The organism is bacterium, from assembly GCA_035281585.1.
GTDB lineage: Bacteria > UBA10199 > UBA10199 > DSSB01 > DSSB01 > DATEDP01.
In genome coordinates, this window is record DATEDP010000112.1 from 1 (window position 1) to 15,987 (window position 15,987).

General features: G+C 63.0%; 12 protein-coding genes. 3 read left to right on the forward strand and 9 right to left on the reverse strand.

Features of this window, described 5'->3' with window-relative positions; all coding sequences use genetic code 11:
• The 7 genes from VJR29_09115 to VJR29_09145 form a co-directional block, all read right to left on the reverse strand.
• A partial coding sequence (locus VJR29_09115) for a hypothetical protein (protein HKY63566.1) occupies positions 1–1,200 on the reverse strand: 1,200 nt, incomplete at its 3' end.
• Positions 1,201–1,395: 195 nt separating this feature from the next.
• Positions 1,396–3,102 carry a hypothetical protein gene (locus tag VJR29_09120; protein ID HKY63567.1) on the reverse strand — a complete coding sequence of 569 codons (1,707 nt, stop codon included), beginning with the start codon at positions 3,100–3,102 and terminating at the stop codon, positions 1,396–1,398.
• A gap of 10 nt (positions 3,103–3,112) precedes the next feature.
• Positions 3,113–4,831: a hypothetical protein gene (locus VJR29_09125; GenBank protein HKY63568.1), complete on the reverse strand. Its 1,719-nt coding sequence runs from the start codon at positions 4,829–4,831 to the stop codon at positions 3,113–3,115.
• 216 nt (positions 4,832–5,047) lie between these two features.
• Positions 5,048–6,796 (reverse strand): hypothetical protein, encoded by a 1,749-nt coding sequence (locus VJR29_09130; GenBank protein ID HKY63569.1) that lies wholly within the window; start codon positions 6,794–6,796, stop codon positions 5,048–5,050.
• 153 nt (positions 6,797–6,949) lie between these two features.
• On the reverse strand, positions 6,950–7,426 hold the full coding sequence (locus VJR29_09135; GenBank protein ID HKY63570.1) for a hypothetical protein: 477 nt from the start codon (positions 7,424–7,426) through the stop codon (positions 6,950–6,952).
• A gap of 137 nt (positions 7,427–7,563) precedes the next feature.
• Positions 7,564–8,481: an NAD-dependent epimerase/dehydratase family protein gene (locus tag VJR29_09140; GenBank protein HKY63571.1), complete on the reverse strand. Its 918-nt coding sequence runs from the start codon at positions 8,479–8,481 to the stop codon at positions 7,564–7,566.
• 9 nt (positions 8,482–8,490) lie between these two features.
• Positions 8,491–9,102 (reverse strand): DUF488 domain-containing protein, encoded by a 612-nt coding sequence (locus tag VJR29_09145; protein HKY63572.1) that lies wholly within the window; start codon positions 9,100–9,102, stop codon positions 8,491–8,493.
• On the opposite strand from VJR29_09145, the gene nadA reads away from it, so the two are divergent.
• Positions 9,085–10,008, forward strand: coding sequence for a quinolinate synthase NadA (gene nadA / locus VJR29_09150; GenBank protein ID HKY63573.1), 924 nt, complete (start codon positions 9,085–9,087; stop codon positions 10,006–10,008). The two genes, VJR29_09145 and nadA, sit on opposite strands and share 18 nt — an antisense overlap.
• 73 nt (positions 10,009–10,081) lie before the next feature.
• Here the strand turns inward: nadA and ligA are convergent, their stop codons facing one another.
• Together ligA and VJR29_09160 are read right to left on the reverse strand one after the other, a co-directional pair.
• Positions 10,082–12,016 (reverse strand): NAD-dependent DNA ligase LigA, encoded by a 1,935-nt coding sequence (ligA, locus tag VJR29_09155; GenBank protein HKY63574.1) that lies wholly within the window; start codon positions 12,014–12,016, stop codon positions 10,082–10,084.
• On the reverse strand, positions 12,013–12,639 hold the full coding sequence (locus VJR29_09160) for a histidine phosphatase family protein (protein HKY63575.1): 627 nt from the start codon (positions 12,637–12,639) through the stop codon (positions 12,013–12,015). The genes ligA and VJR29_09160 overlap by 4 nt, the downstream gene beginning before the upstream one ends.
• Before the next feature lie 181 nt (positions 12,640–12,820).
• On the opposite strand from VJR29_09160, the gene VJR29_09165 reads away from it, so the two are divergent.
• Together VJR29_09165 and VJR29_09170 are read left to right on the forward strand one after the other, a co-directional pair.
• On the forward strand, positions 12,821–15,370 hold the full coding sequence (locus tag VJR29_09165; protein HKY63576.1) for a pitrilysin family protein: 2,550 nt from the start codon (positions 12,821–12,823) through the stop codon (positions 15,368–15,370).
• 21 nt (positions 15,371–15,391) lie between these two features.
• Entirely contained in the window at positions 15,392–15,889 is a 498-nt protein-coding gene (locus VJR29_09170) for a hypothetical protein (protein ID HKY63577.1), read from the forward strand.
• The last annotated feature ends 98 nt before the right edge of the window (positions 15,890–15,987 follow it).

Genomic DNA, 15,987 nt, shown 5'->3' on the forward strand with positions numbered 1-15,987 from the left:
AAGCGGATTTTCTATGATCTGGGTCACGATCTGCTTGACGACCGTTTGGAGCTGCGCTTCGTTCATTTTCTCCAATTTTTTGGGCAAGGAGCTCATCTCCGCGTCGAAGCGCGGCTTGTTCCGAGAGGAACCCGCCATGGCCAGCGTGAAAATCACTTCCAGCTCCGGATTTGCAATAGGAGACGATGGGGCTTGGGTTTTTGCCTCTGCCTTGGGAGTCGTTACTCCGCGTGCTCTTGGAGCCAGAGTTTCATCGAATGTCAGCGTCAGCGGCGGAACCTTCTGCCCTCGGAGCAAGGGCTTGCCGTCATTCCCTCCATCGGCCATCCTCCAAACCAGTTCTCCGGCTGGAGCCGGGGCCAAGCGCGAGCCGGCGAAGCTGGGGTCCAAGCTCCGGGCAAACGGCAAGCCGGTCTCCAGCTTTCGGATTTGAAGATCGATCCCCTTCTCCCAGCTTTGAAAGCGCGCGCCGCTCAAGCTGCGGAACAGCGCGCCGGCGGCGTTGAAATGGAGCAAGGTCGCCAAGGACTGGGCCAAGGTCGAGGCCCAAGCCGCTTCGGCTCTCAGGCCGAGGGATTTTTCCAGGCCCGATCCGAGCAGAATCCCGCCTAGCATCGAGCCCTGCCGTAACAAGCCGGTCCCCCATCCCAAGGACCGTCCCCGAGTCAAGCCGCCACTGGCGAAGGCCGCCAAGCGCAATCCCCCCAGGAAGCAATAGCTGGAAAGAATTTCCTCGCCGAAGCCGGCCGCCGCTGGCTTCGAACCTGAAGCCCGGGCCGCCCAGCGATGAGCCGCCGGGAAGACCCCGCCCTCGGCGGCGAAGGCCAAGCTGGAGGCCAAGCTCCGGGCGCCCCAGCCGCGAGTGAGCAGCCCGGCATGGGGGACGGCGGCCAGCCGGCTCAGGGTGGCCAAGCGGACCAGCCGGTAAGTGGCTCCGGCCGCACCCATCGCGGCCAAGGCCGCCGGGTCTGCGATCCCACTGAATAGCTGACCCAGGGCCGCTTCGGCCTGAGCTCCGAAAGTTCCCGAGCCAAGCAAGGCTTGAAGCCGGCCGCGGGCCCGATCCGAAACCCCCGACGAGCCTTGCTGCAGCACCGAATAGATTTGGGTCGCGGCGCTGAACCGCTCCGACCGCTCCAGCCGGCCGGCCAAGGCGAGCAAAGCCTGATCGCGCAGCTCGGGGTCCTTTTCCTTTTGCAAGGAAAGGTACTCGCGCCTTTGCGTCGGAGAAAGATCGAGGTTTTCCGAAGACGAGTGAGAAAGACGTGCCGCCTGCATGTAAAGAAAGTCCCGCCGCGGCACCGTGCCACACCTGCACGGAGGACGAAGAGACCCGAGCCCCTTGGATGATTTGCCCTAATTTCGCCGAGAGGGGGCGCAAGTTGCGGAATTTATTTAAGGCCCATAGGGGTCCACCGGGAAGCGGATCTCGATGCCGGGGCCGCTCCCCTCTCCCCGCAGGAGGAAGCTGAGCAGGAAGTAGAGCCCTCCGGCCACCAAGCCACCGCCCAGGGCGGTGAAGCCATCCCAGGCATAGCGGTTGTGGACGTCGTTGGTGATCGCCGGCCAGAGGTAATGGCCGATCAAGGCGGTGCAACCCGCCCCGGCCAGGGTCGCCGAGGCGGTGCCCAAGCCCAATTGCAGGTCGGGCGACTCGCCGACTTCCGGGATCAAATGGCTGCTGAGCAGGCCGGCGGCCCCGACGGCGCAGACCGCGCCTTCAAGGACCGGCAGCAGGATATCGCTGCGCTCCTGGCTGGATCCGAGACGACTTTCCAAGGAGCGGAGAAACTGGCGAAGCAATTGCCGGTCCTCGTCGCCGAGCGTCCAGTTCAGCTCCTGGAATTCGCCGTCGACGAAGCCGCGCACCGCCGGATACGCGCCGGACTCCGGGAAGAACCGGCGCACCACCGCCAGGGCGGCCAGCAAATACTCGCGGCGGCGGCCGCTCTGGGAGTCGATCAGGGTGTTGAGGCCGACGATGAACGGAGCCGCGTCCATGGTCACGGAGCCCGACGCCCCATGATGAACCTGCGGAAGCATCACGGCCAGCACTTCCCCGATCCGTCCGCCGTTGGAGTCGTCGCCCTGCTGGATCAGCCATTCCACCCGCATGTTGGCGTCGGCGCTTTCATCATCGATTGCCTCTTGAAGCTCGCGCTGCCCGGCCGCCGAAAGAAGGTCCCGGTGCAGGGTCTCGCGGACCGCCTCGTCGGCGGGACGGTCGACCAAGCTCGAGGCTAGCCGGCAATCGTCCAGGTAGTTCGGAGGCAGGCCACGGTCGCCGCGAAGCTGGCGGAGGGCCGTCTCGAGGGTCGCGCAAAAATCGGGCAAGCGTCCGGCCTCGATGTCCGCCTGATGCATGGCCTGATAAGTCGATTCGGCGGCGCGAAAGCCGGCCGAATACCGCAGGGGCCGGTCGAAGGCGTTGGCCAGTATCACGCTGCGGGCGAAGCTGGCGATGGCCTCGATCTGCCGTCGCTGTTCGACGCTGGCCGTCTCCCAGCCGGCGAACTCCTCCTCGCTGAGGAAATGCTGGCGGAAGGCCCGGTACTGCGGGATCAAATCGGTCATCCCGGTGATCACGCGCACCCGCTCCCGCGCTTCGGCTCCGAGCCAATCCTGGCCCCGCAGGATGGTGAGCCGGCCGAGCAAGGCGCTGATCCCAGCCTCGGTCGAATCGGTCAAGACGTCGAGCATCGCCGAGGCGATGAACATCCGGCTCTCCTCGGGTAGCATGTCGGGGTCGATCACAACTCCGGTAGTGATGTAGTGAGCGAGAACGCTCAAGGTCATGGCGCCGCCGGCGGTCCGGCCGAGGGTGGTGCCCTGGGTCAGGCCATGGAGGACCCGGACCGTCGTTAGGATGTTCGGAAGGTTGTCGTGCGAACCGACCCAAGTCAGGAGGTCGCCGCCGTTGGCCGGCGAAAGGACGAACTGGTCGCCCCGCCGGTCGAAGCGCACCGGGCGCACCAAATCGCTGCCTTCGTCGTGCAAGGGAATGGTGTAGCTGCAACCGTCGGTTCCCGAAACCGGCGCCGCCGACAGACAGGCTTCGGGTGATGGCGCGATATTCCTGAATTCGATGATCAAGTCCGACATATCATTCTCCTCAAGGCCCGAAGGGGTCGACCGGGTTTCTTTGTCCCGGCTCGAGGGGCCTTCCCCCGTTGATGGCGTGAATCAGCAAATAAGTCCCGATGCCCAGGGCGCTGCCGACCCCCGAGGTGCCGAGGTCCCAAGCGTTCCGGTTGTGAACCGCCCGCGGCGCCACTGCCGGCCAGAAGTAGTGGCCGGCCAGGCCGAGACAGCCGCCGCCGGCCAAGCCGGCCGAAGGCAGGCCCACGGCCAGCTGGGCGCCGGCATTGGAGCGCAGCGCCGGCAGGGTCTGGCTCAGGATGAGGCCGCCGACGCCGACCGCGCAGCTCGTGCCGAGGATCGCCGGCATGCCGTAGCGGGAAAAATCGGCGTTGCTCCGCCGTCTTCCTTGGAGGCCGGCCTGTAAGGCCCGGATCCGGCTCAAGTCTTGGGCGCTCAAATCCCAAGCCAGCTCGCCGAGCACTCCCTCGGAGAAAACTCGGAGGCCCGAGGGGTTGCCCTCGCGGCCAAAAATCCGGCGGAGAAAAGCCAGCGCCGAGAGGTCGTATTCGCCACGGTCGGTCAGGATGGTCAGCCGTCGCAGGTCGGCGCTGAAATTGGCGATGTCGAAGCGCAGCCGTGCCGGCGCGCCGTCCGCGGCCGGCACCAATGAAATTCGGCGAAGCAAGGCCTCGAGCACTTGGCCGTAGGCGCCGCGGCGGCTCAGCCAATCGAGGCGCATATTGGCCCGCCGGCTTTCCTCGGCGATCGCTTGCTGCAGCTGCTGCATCCCGGCCTCATCGGTCAGGGTCAGCCGGGCCGACTCGCGCAGCGCCTGCTCGGCCGGGACCTCGGCCCAGGCCAGGGCGCGGCGACATTCGCCGAGGAAGGCGCTGCCGGGAGCGGTGGCTCCGCCGACTTGGCGCAGGGCCGCCTCGAGGGCGCCGCAGAATTCGGGCCGGGCGCCCGAAGCGATCTCCCGGCGATAGAACTCGGCGTAAGCGCGGGCCGCAGCCAGCGCAATCGAATCGAAGCGCGGCGGCCGGCCTTCACGGAGGTTGACCGCCAAACGGCGGATGAATTGATAGATCCGGGCGACGTTGGCGAATTGGGCCTCGTCGATATGGGAGCTTTCGATAAACTCCCGGCTGAAAAATTGCCGGACCACCGCATCGTAAGTGGGCACCAAGTCGAGAATCGCGGTGATCGAACGGATCCGATTCCTGGCTTCTTCCGAAAGCCAATCCTCGCGGCGCAGCAAGTTGAGGCTGCCGATCAGGTTGACCATCCCGCGGCCCGAGGAGCCGCTGAAGAGGTCGATCAACATCTCGTTCATCTCGATGTCGGCCACCGGACCGGTCAGGCCGTCATGCCGGTATTCGCCGCTGACGATATAGCGCGAAAGCCAAAGGAAATAGGTCGCGGTGTCGGGATTCAAGCTCCTGCCGAAACCGCGGGCCAGGGCCCCGGTCACTCGAATGGCGGCGAGGACTCCGGAAAGGTTTTGGTTGGAGCTGACCCAAGTCAGGTTTTCGGCGTTGTTCTGGGGCGAAAGGACGAAGCGGTCGCCACGGCGGTCGAAATGGATCGTCCGGGGCGCCGGCGGGCGCGAGCCGGCCAAGGTCAGGGCCGCCGAGACGCGGCAGGAATCGGAGCGGCCGTTTTCGGGCGGAGCCTCGGAGCAGGCCGCAGTCGCGGTATGGAGGTTGGGAGCGTCGGCGGCGGCGCTGACGTAAATGCGTAAATCGCTCATGGAGGCAGCCTTACGCGCGGCTCGCCGCCGCGCTTCAAAGGTGCCCCCATTGCAATAGGAAATCCGGCTGGATCTAGGCCTATATCGGCCGATTGTCAATTTGGTTGCTCAATCGGGGCGGGCGTAGCCAGGGGCTTTAGCCCCGTCCTGGCGCCGAAGGCGCCATCTTGCAATCATGACGGCGCTTCGCGCCGTTGGCGGGGCTAAAGCCCCTTGCTACGGACCGTACTCGTCGACCGGGAACTTGGTGGGATCGCCCCGATCCCCGCGCAGCGAGCGGGCCAGGAAATAAAACCCGACGCCCAGGGCCGCGCCGGCCGCGCCGGTCAAGCCCTCCCAGAGATAGCGGTTCCGGACCTTGCCGAATTTGGGGAAGACGTAGTGCCCGAGCAAGGAGCTGCAGCCGGCGCCGGCCAAGCCGGCCGAGGTCGCGCCCAAGCCCAGCTTCAAATCGGGGCGGGAATCGAGGCCGCCGAAGCCCTCGGAAAAGCCCAAGCCGACCACCCCGGCCGCGCAGGTCGCGCCCTCGGCGGCCGGCAGCCAAACGTCGCTTCGGGTCTGGCTGACCTTGAGGTCCCTTTCGAGCTCGGCCTGGTAATCGCGGATCTTGGCCAGGGCCTTGGCGTCGAGCCTCCACTCGGCCTGGACGAATTGGCCGCGATGGAAAACCCGCACCGGCGCCGGCGAGCCCGACTCGCCGAAAGTCCGGCGCAACAGGGCCAGCGCCGCCAAGATGTATTCCCGGCGCTTGATCAAATTGGCCCCGACCCAAATATTGAGCTGAACCCGCAAAGCGTCGGGGTCGAGGCTGAAGCCCGGCTTCTCGCCCTCGGCTTGAACCTTGATCTGCTCCTCGAGCAGCCGGTAGGCGGCGGCGAAGCGGCCCCGGTCGGCCAACCAATCGACCTTCATGTTGGCCTTGTTGCTTTCCGCCTCGATCGCTTGCTCAAGCAGGGGCCGAGCGGCGTCGGAGAGAAAGGAGAAGCGCAGGCTTTTGGTCAGGGCTTCGGTCTCGGACAAGCCCGACCAATCGATCGCGGCCCGGCATTCTTGGATCCATTCCTTGGGCACACCGCGCTTGCCGCGCAGCTCGGCCAAGCCCTTTTCCATCGCCTTGCAGTAAGCGTCTTTCCCCGTCTTCTCGTCGAGATCGAAATGGATGGCCAGGTAGGCACGGTAGGAAGCATCGAAGGCCAGGTCGTAGCGCAGCGGCTTGCCCAAGGCTTCGTGGATCACGGTCTGGCGGAGGAAAGCCAAGAGGTCCTGATACTTCTTCCGTTCCTCCCCTTTCAGCTCCAACCATTTGTCCAGCGTCACCGGGTCGGCGAAATGGGCGCGCAGGCTCCGGTACTTCGGCTTCAAATCGAGGATTTGGTTGAGAAAACGGATCCGATCCTTGACCTTCTCGCTCAAGCTCGCGTCAGCGCGGAAGACGTTGATCGGCCCGATGAAGTTGGCGATGGCTTGATCCGAAGAGATCGAGACGATCTCCAGCGTCCTTTCGGCCAGATCGACTTCGGTGGGGCTGCGCTTGAGGTTCTTGGCCTCGGAGCCGTGAAGCACCACCCGCCCGGTGACCAAATGCTGGATGATGGACAGCTTCATCGCGTAGACATCGACCGACTCGACCTCGGCCTTGCGCAAGGTCGCCTCCAGGACTCGGAGGATGTCGAGAAGCTCGGCGAGGTTGCTCTGCTTGCCCACCCAGGTCAGATTGTCGGCGGTGTTATTGGTCGAAAGGACAAAATGGTCCTTCTTTCGATCGAAGCGAAGGTAGCGGGCTTGGCCGCCGCTGTCGTCGGCCGCCACCAAGGGCAGCTGGATCGAGCAGCCGTCGGGCGCCGGGACCGGATCTTTCTTGGCGGATTTCTTGTCGGGAATGGCTTGAGCTTCGGGCGGAGGCTCTTCGGAACAAGCCTTGGGCGGAAGGGCCAAGCCCTCGTAAGTGACGAGTAGGTCGGACATCAGGTGCTCCCAAAAAAATCGAACTTACTTAAGGTATAGCCCCTAAGCAGTTGATTTTTCTCATGATTGAGAAGACCCTGACCTCGTCCTATGATTTCGCCCTGGAGGAAGGTCGCTAAAAATATCGGCAAGGATTTCGGTTGGTTGCTTGCCTTAAAACCTCACCGTTCGGATCCCGTTGAACCAGGAATTGTACCGCTCGAATAAAACCCGGAAGGCCTCTTGGTTGCCATCTTCCCAGCGGCCATGCTGGACCGTCTTGCCGTCGGCCGTGATCTCGAAGCTCTCCTCGACTTGGCTGGCATGAGGCCCCTCGGGATTTTTCGGCCACTTGAGAAAGCCGCTTTCCTGAACGACGGCCCAAAGCGCGTCCAGCTGGGCCGAGTCGATGTTGTAGTTGCGGCTTTCGTCGGCCATCGCGGCGCTGCCGATCGGCTTGGCCCGGCGGGTGACCGTGACCTTGCCAGCCACCACCTCGACCTGCTCCTTGGTGGCCTGCTCGAGCTGGCCGGCGCTGGAGCGATAGGTGAGTTTGAAATCGGAGGGGGCCTTGTTTTTTTCTTTCGCCAAGCCTTCCGAGGCAAGAAAAGCCATGCAAACCAAGAAAAGAATTTTAAGAATCTTCGGCATCCGAGACGCTCCTAATCTCCCCCCTTTGAAAAAGGGGGGATCAAGGGGGGATTTAAAGCGCCGGCTTGCCCATGAACTCCGTATGAGTACCAGCCGCCGCCTTAAATCCCCCCTGCCCCCCTTTTTCAAAGGGGGGGTTATAAAGACCGGAAATATTCTACGGTGCGCTTCAAGCCCTCAGCCAGCGGAATTTGCGGCTTCCAGCCCAGCTCTTGGCCGATCTTGGCGGCGCTGATGACGCTGCGCTTTTGTTCGCCGGCCTTGGCCGGACCGTGCTTGGGCGCGGCATCGAACCCGGCTTCCTTGGCCAAGCCCTGGAAGATCTGGACCACGTCGGTCTCGCGGCCGGTGCCGATGTTGTAGATCCCCTTCACGCCGGGCTTCAGGGCCAGCAGGTTGGCCCGGACCACGTCCTCGACGAAGACATAGTCCCGGGTTTGGAGGCCATCGCCGTTGATCGTCGGAACCTCGCCCTTCAAAAGCTTGGTGGCAAAGATCGCGACCACGCCGGCCTCGCCGTGGGGATTTTGCCGCGGCCCGTAGACGTTGGCGTAGCGCAGGGCGACGGTTTCGAGCCCGTAGGTCTCTTGATAGAAACTCAGATACTTCTCACCGAGCAGCTTGGTGATGCCATAGGGGCTGGCCGGCTGAGTCGGATGCCTCTCGTCGGCCGGGAAATACTCCTGCTCGCCGTAGATGGCGCCGCCGGTGGAGGCGAAGATCGCCTTCTTCACGCCGTGGCGGCGGGAGGCCTCCAGCAAATTCAGCATGCCCAAGCCGTTGACTTGGCAATCGTAGACCGGGTCCTCGACCGAGCGGCGCACGTCCATTTGGGCGGCGTGCAGCGAGATCGCCTCGGGCTGGAATTCGGAAAAAGCCCGGTCGATGGCGGAATCGCGAATGTCCAATTCGAAGAAACGGCTCTTCGGCGAGAGGTTGGCCTTTTGGCCGGTGGCCAAGTTGTCGAGAACCGCGACCTCGTGGCCGGCGGCGAGATAGGCGTCTTGAACGTGGGAGGCGATGAAACCGGCGCCTCCGGTGATGAGTATGCGCATGGGATTTCCTTAGTCAGGGAGCTTTTCAAAGGAAAGACTTTTTTGGACCGGTTCTTCCGCCGGATAGGACACCTTCTCGCCTTCGACTTTGGCGAAGGCCGTCAGGCGGTGGGGTTTGGCGGCGCCGGGGCCGAGGATGTCGAGGACTTCCCAAGCTCGGGCCAGCAGGGCGTCGCCGATCAGGGAGCGATGACAGCGCCAGGGCACCGCCTCCGCGCAAAGCAAGGCCGAGGGCCGTTCGGCGGCCAGCGCCATCGCCTGATCCAAGGCTCGCCGAAAGCCCTCGGTCGCCATGTAATCGGCGTAGCCGCGAAAGGAGGCGTTCTTCCAGCCAAGGTTTTCGGAATCGACACCGGCCTTGCGCCGGCCACCCAAATCCCGAAGGTGGCGGTAATCGATTCCGGCTTGCTCCAAGGACGCGGCCAAGGTTTCGGCGTTGAAATGAGGATGGCGCCGGGAGCCCGGCAAGAGCCGGACGTCGAGGATTCGACTAACCCCGTGGGACTTCAGCAAGCCGACGAATTCCTCAATGCTTCGAGTAGAGTGGCCGATCGTCCACAGCCGGCCCTTTACAGCCCGGTGGTTTGGGCCTAGGTATGGTGTATGGACTTGCTCGCTCAAATCGCCTCCGAGAAAAAACGCCTCAATGCGGTTATCGTCTCTCATTATTACCAGGAAGACGAGATTCAGGATCTGGCGGATTTCGTCGGGGACTCCCTGGCCATGGCCCAGTACTGCGAAAAATCGCCGGCCGACACCCTGGTGGTCTGCGGCGTCCGCTTCATGGCCGAAACCGCCAAGATCGTGAACCCGAGCAAGCGGGTGCTGCTGCCCGACCTCCAGGCCGGCTGCTCGCTGGCCGACTCCTGCCCGCCGGCGCCCTTCCAGCAGTTCAAGTCCAAGCTCAGGGACCCCTACGTCGTGATGTACATCAACTCCAATCCCGAGATCAAAGCGCTCTCCGACGTGATCTGCACCTCGAGCAATGCCGAGAAGATCATCGCTTCGGTGCCCAAGGACCGCGAGATCCTCTTCGGGCCCGACCGTCACTTGGGCCGCTATTTGATGGAGAAGACCGGCCGGCCGATGACGCTTTGGCAGGGCGTCTGCATCGTCCATGAGACTTTCAACGAGAAGAAGATCGTCGCCCTGAAGTTGGAGCACCCCGACGCCGAAATCATCGCCCATCCCGAATGCGAGGAGGCGGTCTTGCGCCATGCCGATTTCGTCGGCTCGACCTCGGCCCTGCTCAAGCACAGCCAGACCTCGCCGAAGAAGAAATTCATCGTCCTGACCGAGTCGGGCATCCTCCATCAGATGCGCAAGGCTTCGCCCGAAAAGACCTTCATCGAGGGCCCCAACGACAGCGGCTGCGCCTGCAACGAATGTCCTTACATGCGGCTCAACACGCTGGAGAAGCTCTACCTCTGCATGAAGAACGAGGCGCCGGAGATCGTGATGGACGAGAAGCTGCGGCAGAAAGCCTACCTGCCGCTGAAGCGGATGCTGGAGCTGAGCGCGGCGTAGGGGCACCCCTTGCGGGTGCCCGCGATGACGATGATCGCAACCGCCGCAGACCGGGCGACCGCGAGGGTCGCCCCTACCCGATCATTGCCAAAAAATCTTCCTCCGAGATGATCTTGAGCTCGGCCCCCTTCTGGACCAAGGCCTCGGCCTTGAGCCACTTGTTGCCCTTCTCCCGGTTCTGGTAGCCCTCGCTGCCGATCACCAGGAAATCGAGGTCCTTGCTGACGCCGGCGGCGATCTCGCCGCCCAGCGCCTCGACCGCCTTTTCGGCCGAGCCCCGCTCCATCGTGGCCATCTTACCGGTGAAAAGGAAGCTCTTGCCCGAGAGCTTGCCCTCTTTGGCCGCGCCCTTCTCGTCGATCGTCACGTACTTGAGGAGCTTGTCGATCGTCTTGGCCTTCTCCTTCAATCCCTTGACCACCTCGCGGGCGATGACCGGGCCGACGCCGTGGATCTGAGCCAAGTCCTCTTCGCCCACCGAACGAATCCTTTCCAAGGTGCGAAAGTTTTTCACCAGGAGCTGGCTGGAGCTCTTGGCCAGCTCGGGGATGCCGAGGCCGCGCAGGAAGAGCGCCAGCGGGATCTTCCGCCGCGACTGGATATGGTCGATGAGCTTGGTGGCCAGGATGTCGCCGGTCCGCTCCAAGGTGAGGATGTCGTCCTTGGTCAGGCGGAAAAAATCCGGCAGGTCCTCGACGAAGCCGTTGTCGTAAAGCTGCTCCAGCATCTTCTCGCCGAAGCCCTCGATCTCGAGGACCGCGACGAAGTGGCGCAACTCGCCGATCTTGGTGCTGCGGCAGCCCTTGGCATTGGTGCAGTAGAGGAAATCGTCGACGACCTCGGTCGGAAAGCCGCAGGAAGGGCATTTCTTCGGGGCCTCGACCAGTTTCTTGGTCGGCTTGATCACCTGCTCGAGGTTGGGGATGACGCCGCCCCTTCGCATCACCAGGACCTCGGCCCCGATCGAGACCCCCATCTTCTTCATCAGGCCGTAGTTGTGGAGCGAGACCCGGGTGACGGTGGCGCCGCTCAGACGGACCGGATCGATGATGCCGATCGGCGTGATGGCCCGGGTCCGGGAGACGCTCCATTCGACCTCGCGGAGCACGCTGGTGCCGGCGTCGCCCTGGAACTTGTAAGCGATGGCCCAGCGCGGATGGTGGGCACTGGCGCCGAGCCGGATTTGATCGGCGATGAGGTTGGCCTTGTAGACGACGCCGTCGAGCTCGTAGTCGAGCTTGTCGCGGGCCTGGAACAGGCGCTGATAGGTTTTTTCCAGCTCGGCCGGCTCCCGGGAAAGCAGCTCGGCGTCGATCGGCGAAAAGCCGAGCTTTTTCAGCCAGCGGACATTGTCGATCTCTTCCTCGATCGGCCGGCCCAGGACTTCATAAGCGAAGAAATTAAGCCGGTATTCGCCGGTCTTCTTGGGATCCTTTTGCTTGACCGCGCCGGCCGCGAGGTTGCGAGGGTTGGCGAAGTCGCTCTCGTAGCCCTTGAAGACCGAGCGGCGCATGTAGACCTCGCCGCGAATCTCGACGTAGCCCTCGGAAATCTTTTTCGGGATGTCGGCGATCTCCAAGACATTGCGGGTGATGTCATCGCCCTTGAAGCCATCGCCCCGGGTCTCGGCTTGGATAAGGGCGCCGGCGGCATCGTAGCGGATGGCGATGGCCAGGCCGTCGATCTTGGGCGTCGCGACCACGTCGCCGCTCAGCTTGGAAGCCCATTCGGCGAGATCCTCGAGGCTATAGCACTTATCGAGGCTGAGCATCGGCGAGGAATGCTCGATCTTCTTGCCGCCCTCGCTCAAATCGGAGCCGATTTCCTCCAAGACCTTGGCAGTCGGCTTGATCTCTTTCAAACGCTCGACCATCCGATCGAACTCGTCGTCGCTGATCTCGGGCTTGGCTTTTTTGAAATAGAGGTCGTTGTGGTAGCGAACCGCCTTCTCGAGCTCGGCGACGCTCATCTCCTGGATCGGCTTGGGTGCTTGGGCCTTTTTCTTCAAAACGCGAACCTCGTCTGGAACAATCGCTCGAAATCGCCGCGCTGGTTGATGCAGACCACCCGGTCCCAGCTCGGGTCGCATTCGATCAGCGAGACCGAGACATTGTCGATCCGGAACTTCCAAATCCGGTCGTAGGGAATGCCGAGGAATTCCATCAGCAGGCACTTGATCCAATCGGCGTGGCTCACCGCGACCACCGTGGCGTCGGGATGGCGCCGCCGGAGGTCCTCGACCCAGCCCATCGCCCGGTCCCGCACCTGGTAAAGCGTCTCGCCATTGGGCGCGACCGGAGTCTCCAACCTTTCGAAGTAGGGAGTGTAGTCGGGCAGGTTTCGGACTTCCTCGAAGGTCATCCCGACCCAATCGCCGTAATTGATCTCGACCAAGCGCTCGTCGAAGACCGGCTCGAGCCCCCGCCCCTCGCAGAGGATGGCGGCGGTCTCGCGGGCCCGGCAGACCGGCGAGCTGTAGATCGCGTCGACCGCGAAGCTGGCCAGCGATTCCCTCAAGCTCAGGCTTTGGGCCCGGCCGGTGTCGTTCAAGCTGATTTCCTGACGGCCCATGATCCGACGGATGAGGTTCCACTCGGTTTCCCCATGCCGAACTAACAGTAAACGCAGCATAATCTCACTTTCGCATAAAATTCCCCCCTTTGAAAAAGGGGGGCTAGGGGGGATTTAAAGCGATCGCACGCCATGTCCGTCAAATCCCCCCTACCCCCCTTTCACAAAGGGGGGGAAGAAAAATTTGCTAGGGCGGCCGAAAAAAACATGATTGAATCAGAGGACTTAAGAAGGAGTGTCCATGCTGCAACCGCATCGCGAGCTTTTGCCCAACGGCGCCACCCTGCTGCTCGTCGAGACCCACCAAGCCCCGGTCGTTTCGCTCAACATTTGCGTCAGGGTCGGCTCGCGCTACGAAACCGATGAGGAGGCCGGTATCTGCCACCTCATCGAGCACATGCTCTTCAAGGGCACCGACAAGATGGGGGCCGGCGAGGTCGCCAAGCGCATCGAGGCCAGCGGCGGCGAGGTCAACGCCTACACCTCCTTCGACGAGACCGTTTACTACTGCACGATGGCCAGCCGCCATTTCGAGACCGGCCTCGAAGTGCTTTCCGACGCCGTCCTCCACTCGGTCTTCGATCCCGAGGAGCTGGCCCGGGAGAAGGAAGTGGTCATCGAGGAGATCCTCCGCAGCAAGGACAGCCCCGGCAAGGTCCTCTCGGAGGCGCTCTTTCAAAAGGCTTTCAGCAAGCACACCTATGGCCGGCCCATCATCGGCTTCAAGGAGACGGTCCAGGGCTTCAGCCGGGAGAAGATCCTCGATTTCTACCGCTCCTGGTACGTGCCCGAGAACATGGTCGTGGTCGTCGCCGGCGACTTCGGGAGCGAAAGGACCTTGGAGCTGCTCCGCCGCACCTTCGGCGCCCTGCCCTCGCGGCCCTCGCCCAAGGTTCACGTCCACGACGAGCCGGAGCAAAGCGATCCCCGGGCGGTGGCGCTGACCAATCCAATCCAAGGCAGCACGATGATGCTCGGCTTTCATGTCCCCGGCTTGGAGCACGCCGACATCCCGGCCCTCGACGTCTTGAGCCACATCCTGGGCGAAGGCGAAAGCTCGCGGCTCGACCTGAACGTCAAGGAGCGGCGGGGCTTGGTCAATTCGATCTACTCCTACGTCTATGCGCCCCACGATCCGGGCCTCTTCACCGTCGGCTTCACCTTGCCGGAGAAGAATTTCGCCAAGGCCACCGAGGCCGTCCTCGAGGAGATCTATCGCTTCCATGACCAGAAGATCGATCAGGAAGAGCTGAACATGGCCAAGCTCAACATCAAGAGCGACGCCGTCTACGAAAAGGAAACCGTTGAGGGCCTGGGCCGGAAGTACGGCTATTTCGAGACCATCCTCGGCCGCCACGATTTCGACGACCATTATTATCAAGAGATCGACGCGGTCACCGCCGACGACGTTCGCGAGGTCGCCGCCCGCTATCTTCGGCCCGAGAAGCTCAGCATCGGACTGATCCATCCCCAGGATTCGAAGAAAAAGGTCGAGCCCAAGGACCTGCTCGCCTGGTCCAAGCTCAAGGCCAAGCCGGCGTCCAAGAAACGGGCGGCGGTCGACACCGAGCCCCAATTCCTGCGCTTGAAAAACGGCTTGCGGCTCATCCTCAAGGAAAATCACAACGTCCCGACCGTCGTCATCCGCAGCGCCCACCTAGGCGGCCTGCGGGCCGAGAATCCTCGAAGCAACGGCATCCACAGCTTTCTGGCCCAGCTCTGGGGCAAGTCGACCGAGAGCCTGAACGCCGAGGCCATGGCCCGGGAGGTCGAAAGCATCGCCGGCACCATCCAAGCCTACAGCGGCCGAAACGTCGTCGGGATGAAGGCCGACTTCCTGAGCGAGAAGAGCCGCGATGGAGTCGATCTCTTCCTCGACGCCCTGCTCCACCCCCGCTTCGACAAGGACGAGATGGAGCGCGAAAGGGCCAACATCCTCGAGGCCATCCGGCGCGAGGGCGACCAGCTGGCCGGCCTGGCTTTCAAGCATTTCCAGCAAAAGCTCTTTCCGAGCCATCCCTATGGGCTTTCTTTGCTTGGAACCGCGGCCAACGTCCGCCGCTTCGGCCGCGGCGATTTGAACAAGGCCTTCGACGCCAGCCTCAATCCGAAGAGCAGCGTGATCAGCGTGGTCGGCGACTTCGACTGGCGAAAGATGGCCGAATGCCTCAAGCCGGCGCTGGAATCGATCAAGCCGCGCAAGGCCGGCTGGAAGCCGCCGCGGATGGACCCGCCGCCGCGGGAAAGCCTCAAGGTCGAGACGGTCAAGGACAAGCTCCAAGCCCACATCGTCCTGGGCTTCCGCGGCGTCAGTTATGCCGATAAGGATCGTTACGCCCTCGACGTCCTCAACAACATCCTCGCCGGCCAAGGCGGCCGCCTCTTCATCGAGCTGCGCGACAAGCTCTCGCTGGCTTATTCGGTCACCTCGCTGAGCCAGGAAGGCATCGAGCCCGGATACTTCGGCGTTTACATCGCCACCGAGCCGCGCAAGGTTCCGACCGCGGTCGAGGGCATCCTCAAGGAACTGGAGAAAGTCATCCGGGAGCCGGTGGGCCGGGAGGAGATGGATCGGGCCAAGCAATACATGGTCGGCGCCTATGAGATCGACCTCCAGCGCAACAGCACCGTCGCCACCCAACTGGCCTTCAACGAGATCTACGGCATCGACCGCCGGGAGTGGATCCGCCTTCCCGAGAAGGTCCTCAAGGTCACGCCGGAGGCGGTCCTCAAGGTTGCCCGCAAGATTTTGAAATTGGATCGCTACGTTCTATCCATCGTCAGGCCCTAGCTATCATTTCGAGGAGCATCTATGAACCAAGGTCGCTTCATTCTCGTTCTCGCCGCCCTCCTCCTGCCCTTCTCCTTGCAAGCCAAGACCTTCGCCCCCGCCGGCGCCGGCTTCAGCGTCAACATGCCGGGCAAGCCGACTCACAGCGAAACCACCCATCGGAGCTTCGTCGGTGCGGTCCAGGAAAATTCCTACACCGTCAATAGCGGCGGGGCGACTTACACCGCCTCGGTTTCCGACCTCCCGGGAGCGGCGGTGGCCCTGGGCGGAGCCGGCACCATCTTGGGCAAGGCCAAGGACGGGCTCCTGAAGGAATCCGGCGGCAGCGAAACCTCTTTCCAAAAAACCAGCCTGGGCGGCAACGAAGGCCGGGAGCTGACCTACAGCCTGCCTTCGGGCGGCCTCGGCAAAGCCCGGCTCTACTTGGTCGAGAAGCGCCTCTATGTCATCGTCGGCGCCGGCCCTAAGGCCGCCGGCCCGGCCATCGACCGCTTCGTCAACTCGTTTAAGTTGCAGTAAATTCCCCCCTCCTTTGTAAGGAGGGGGTCAGGGGGAGGTAGAGACTTGGTCTATCTGCAAATTTTTTTACATATCGCCGTCGCCGCTCTACCCCTCCC

Excerpts from the sequence above, each read along its gene's own strand:
- VJR29_09120 (HKY63567.1), bottom strand. The coding sequence starts at position 3,102 with ATGTCGGACTTGATCATCGAATTCAGGAATATCGCGCCATCACCCGAA.
- VJR29_09125 (HKY63568.1), bottom strand. The coding sequence starts at position 4,831 with ATGAGCGATTTACGCATTTACGTCAGCGCCGCCGCCGACGCTCCCAAC.
- VJR29_09130 (HKY63569.1), bottom strand. The coding sequence starts at position 6,796 with ATGTCCGACCTACTCGTCACTTACGAGGGCTTGGCCCTTCCGCCCAAG.
- VJR29_09135 (HKY63570.1), bottom strand. The coding sequence starts at position 7,426 with ATGCCGAAGATTCTTAAAATTCTTTTCTTGGTTTGCATGGCTTTTCTT.
- VJR29_09140 (HKY63571.1), bottom strand. The coding sequence starts at position 8,481 with ATGCGCATACTCATCACCGGAGGCGCCGGTTTCATCGCCTCCCACGTT.
- nadA (HKY63573.1), top strand. The coding sequence starts at position 9,085 with ATGGACTTGCTCGCTCAAATCGCCTCCGAGAAAAAACGCCTCAATGCG.
- VJR29_09160 (HKY63575.1), bottom strand. The coding sequence starts at position 12,639 with ATGCTGCGTTTACTGTTAGTTCGGCATGGGGAAACCGAGTGGAACCTC.
- VJR29_09165 (HKY63576.1), top strand. The coding sequence starts at position 12,821 with ATGCTGCAACCGCATCGCGAGCTTTTGCCCAACGGCGCCACCCTGCTG.
- VJR29_09170 (HKY63577.1), top strand. The coding sequence starts at position 15,392 with ATGAACCAAGGTCGCTTCATTCTCGTTCTCGCCGCCCTCCTCCTGCCC.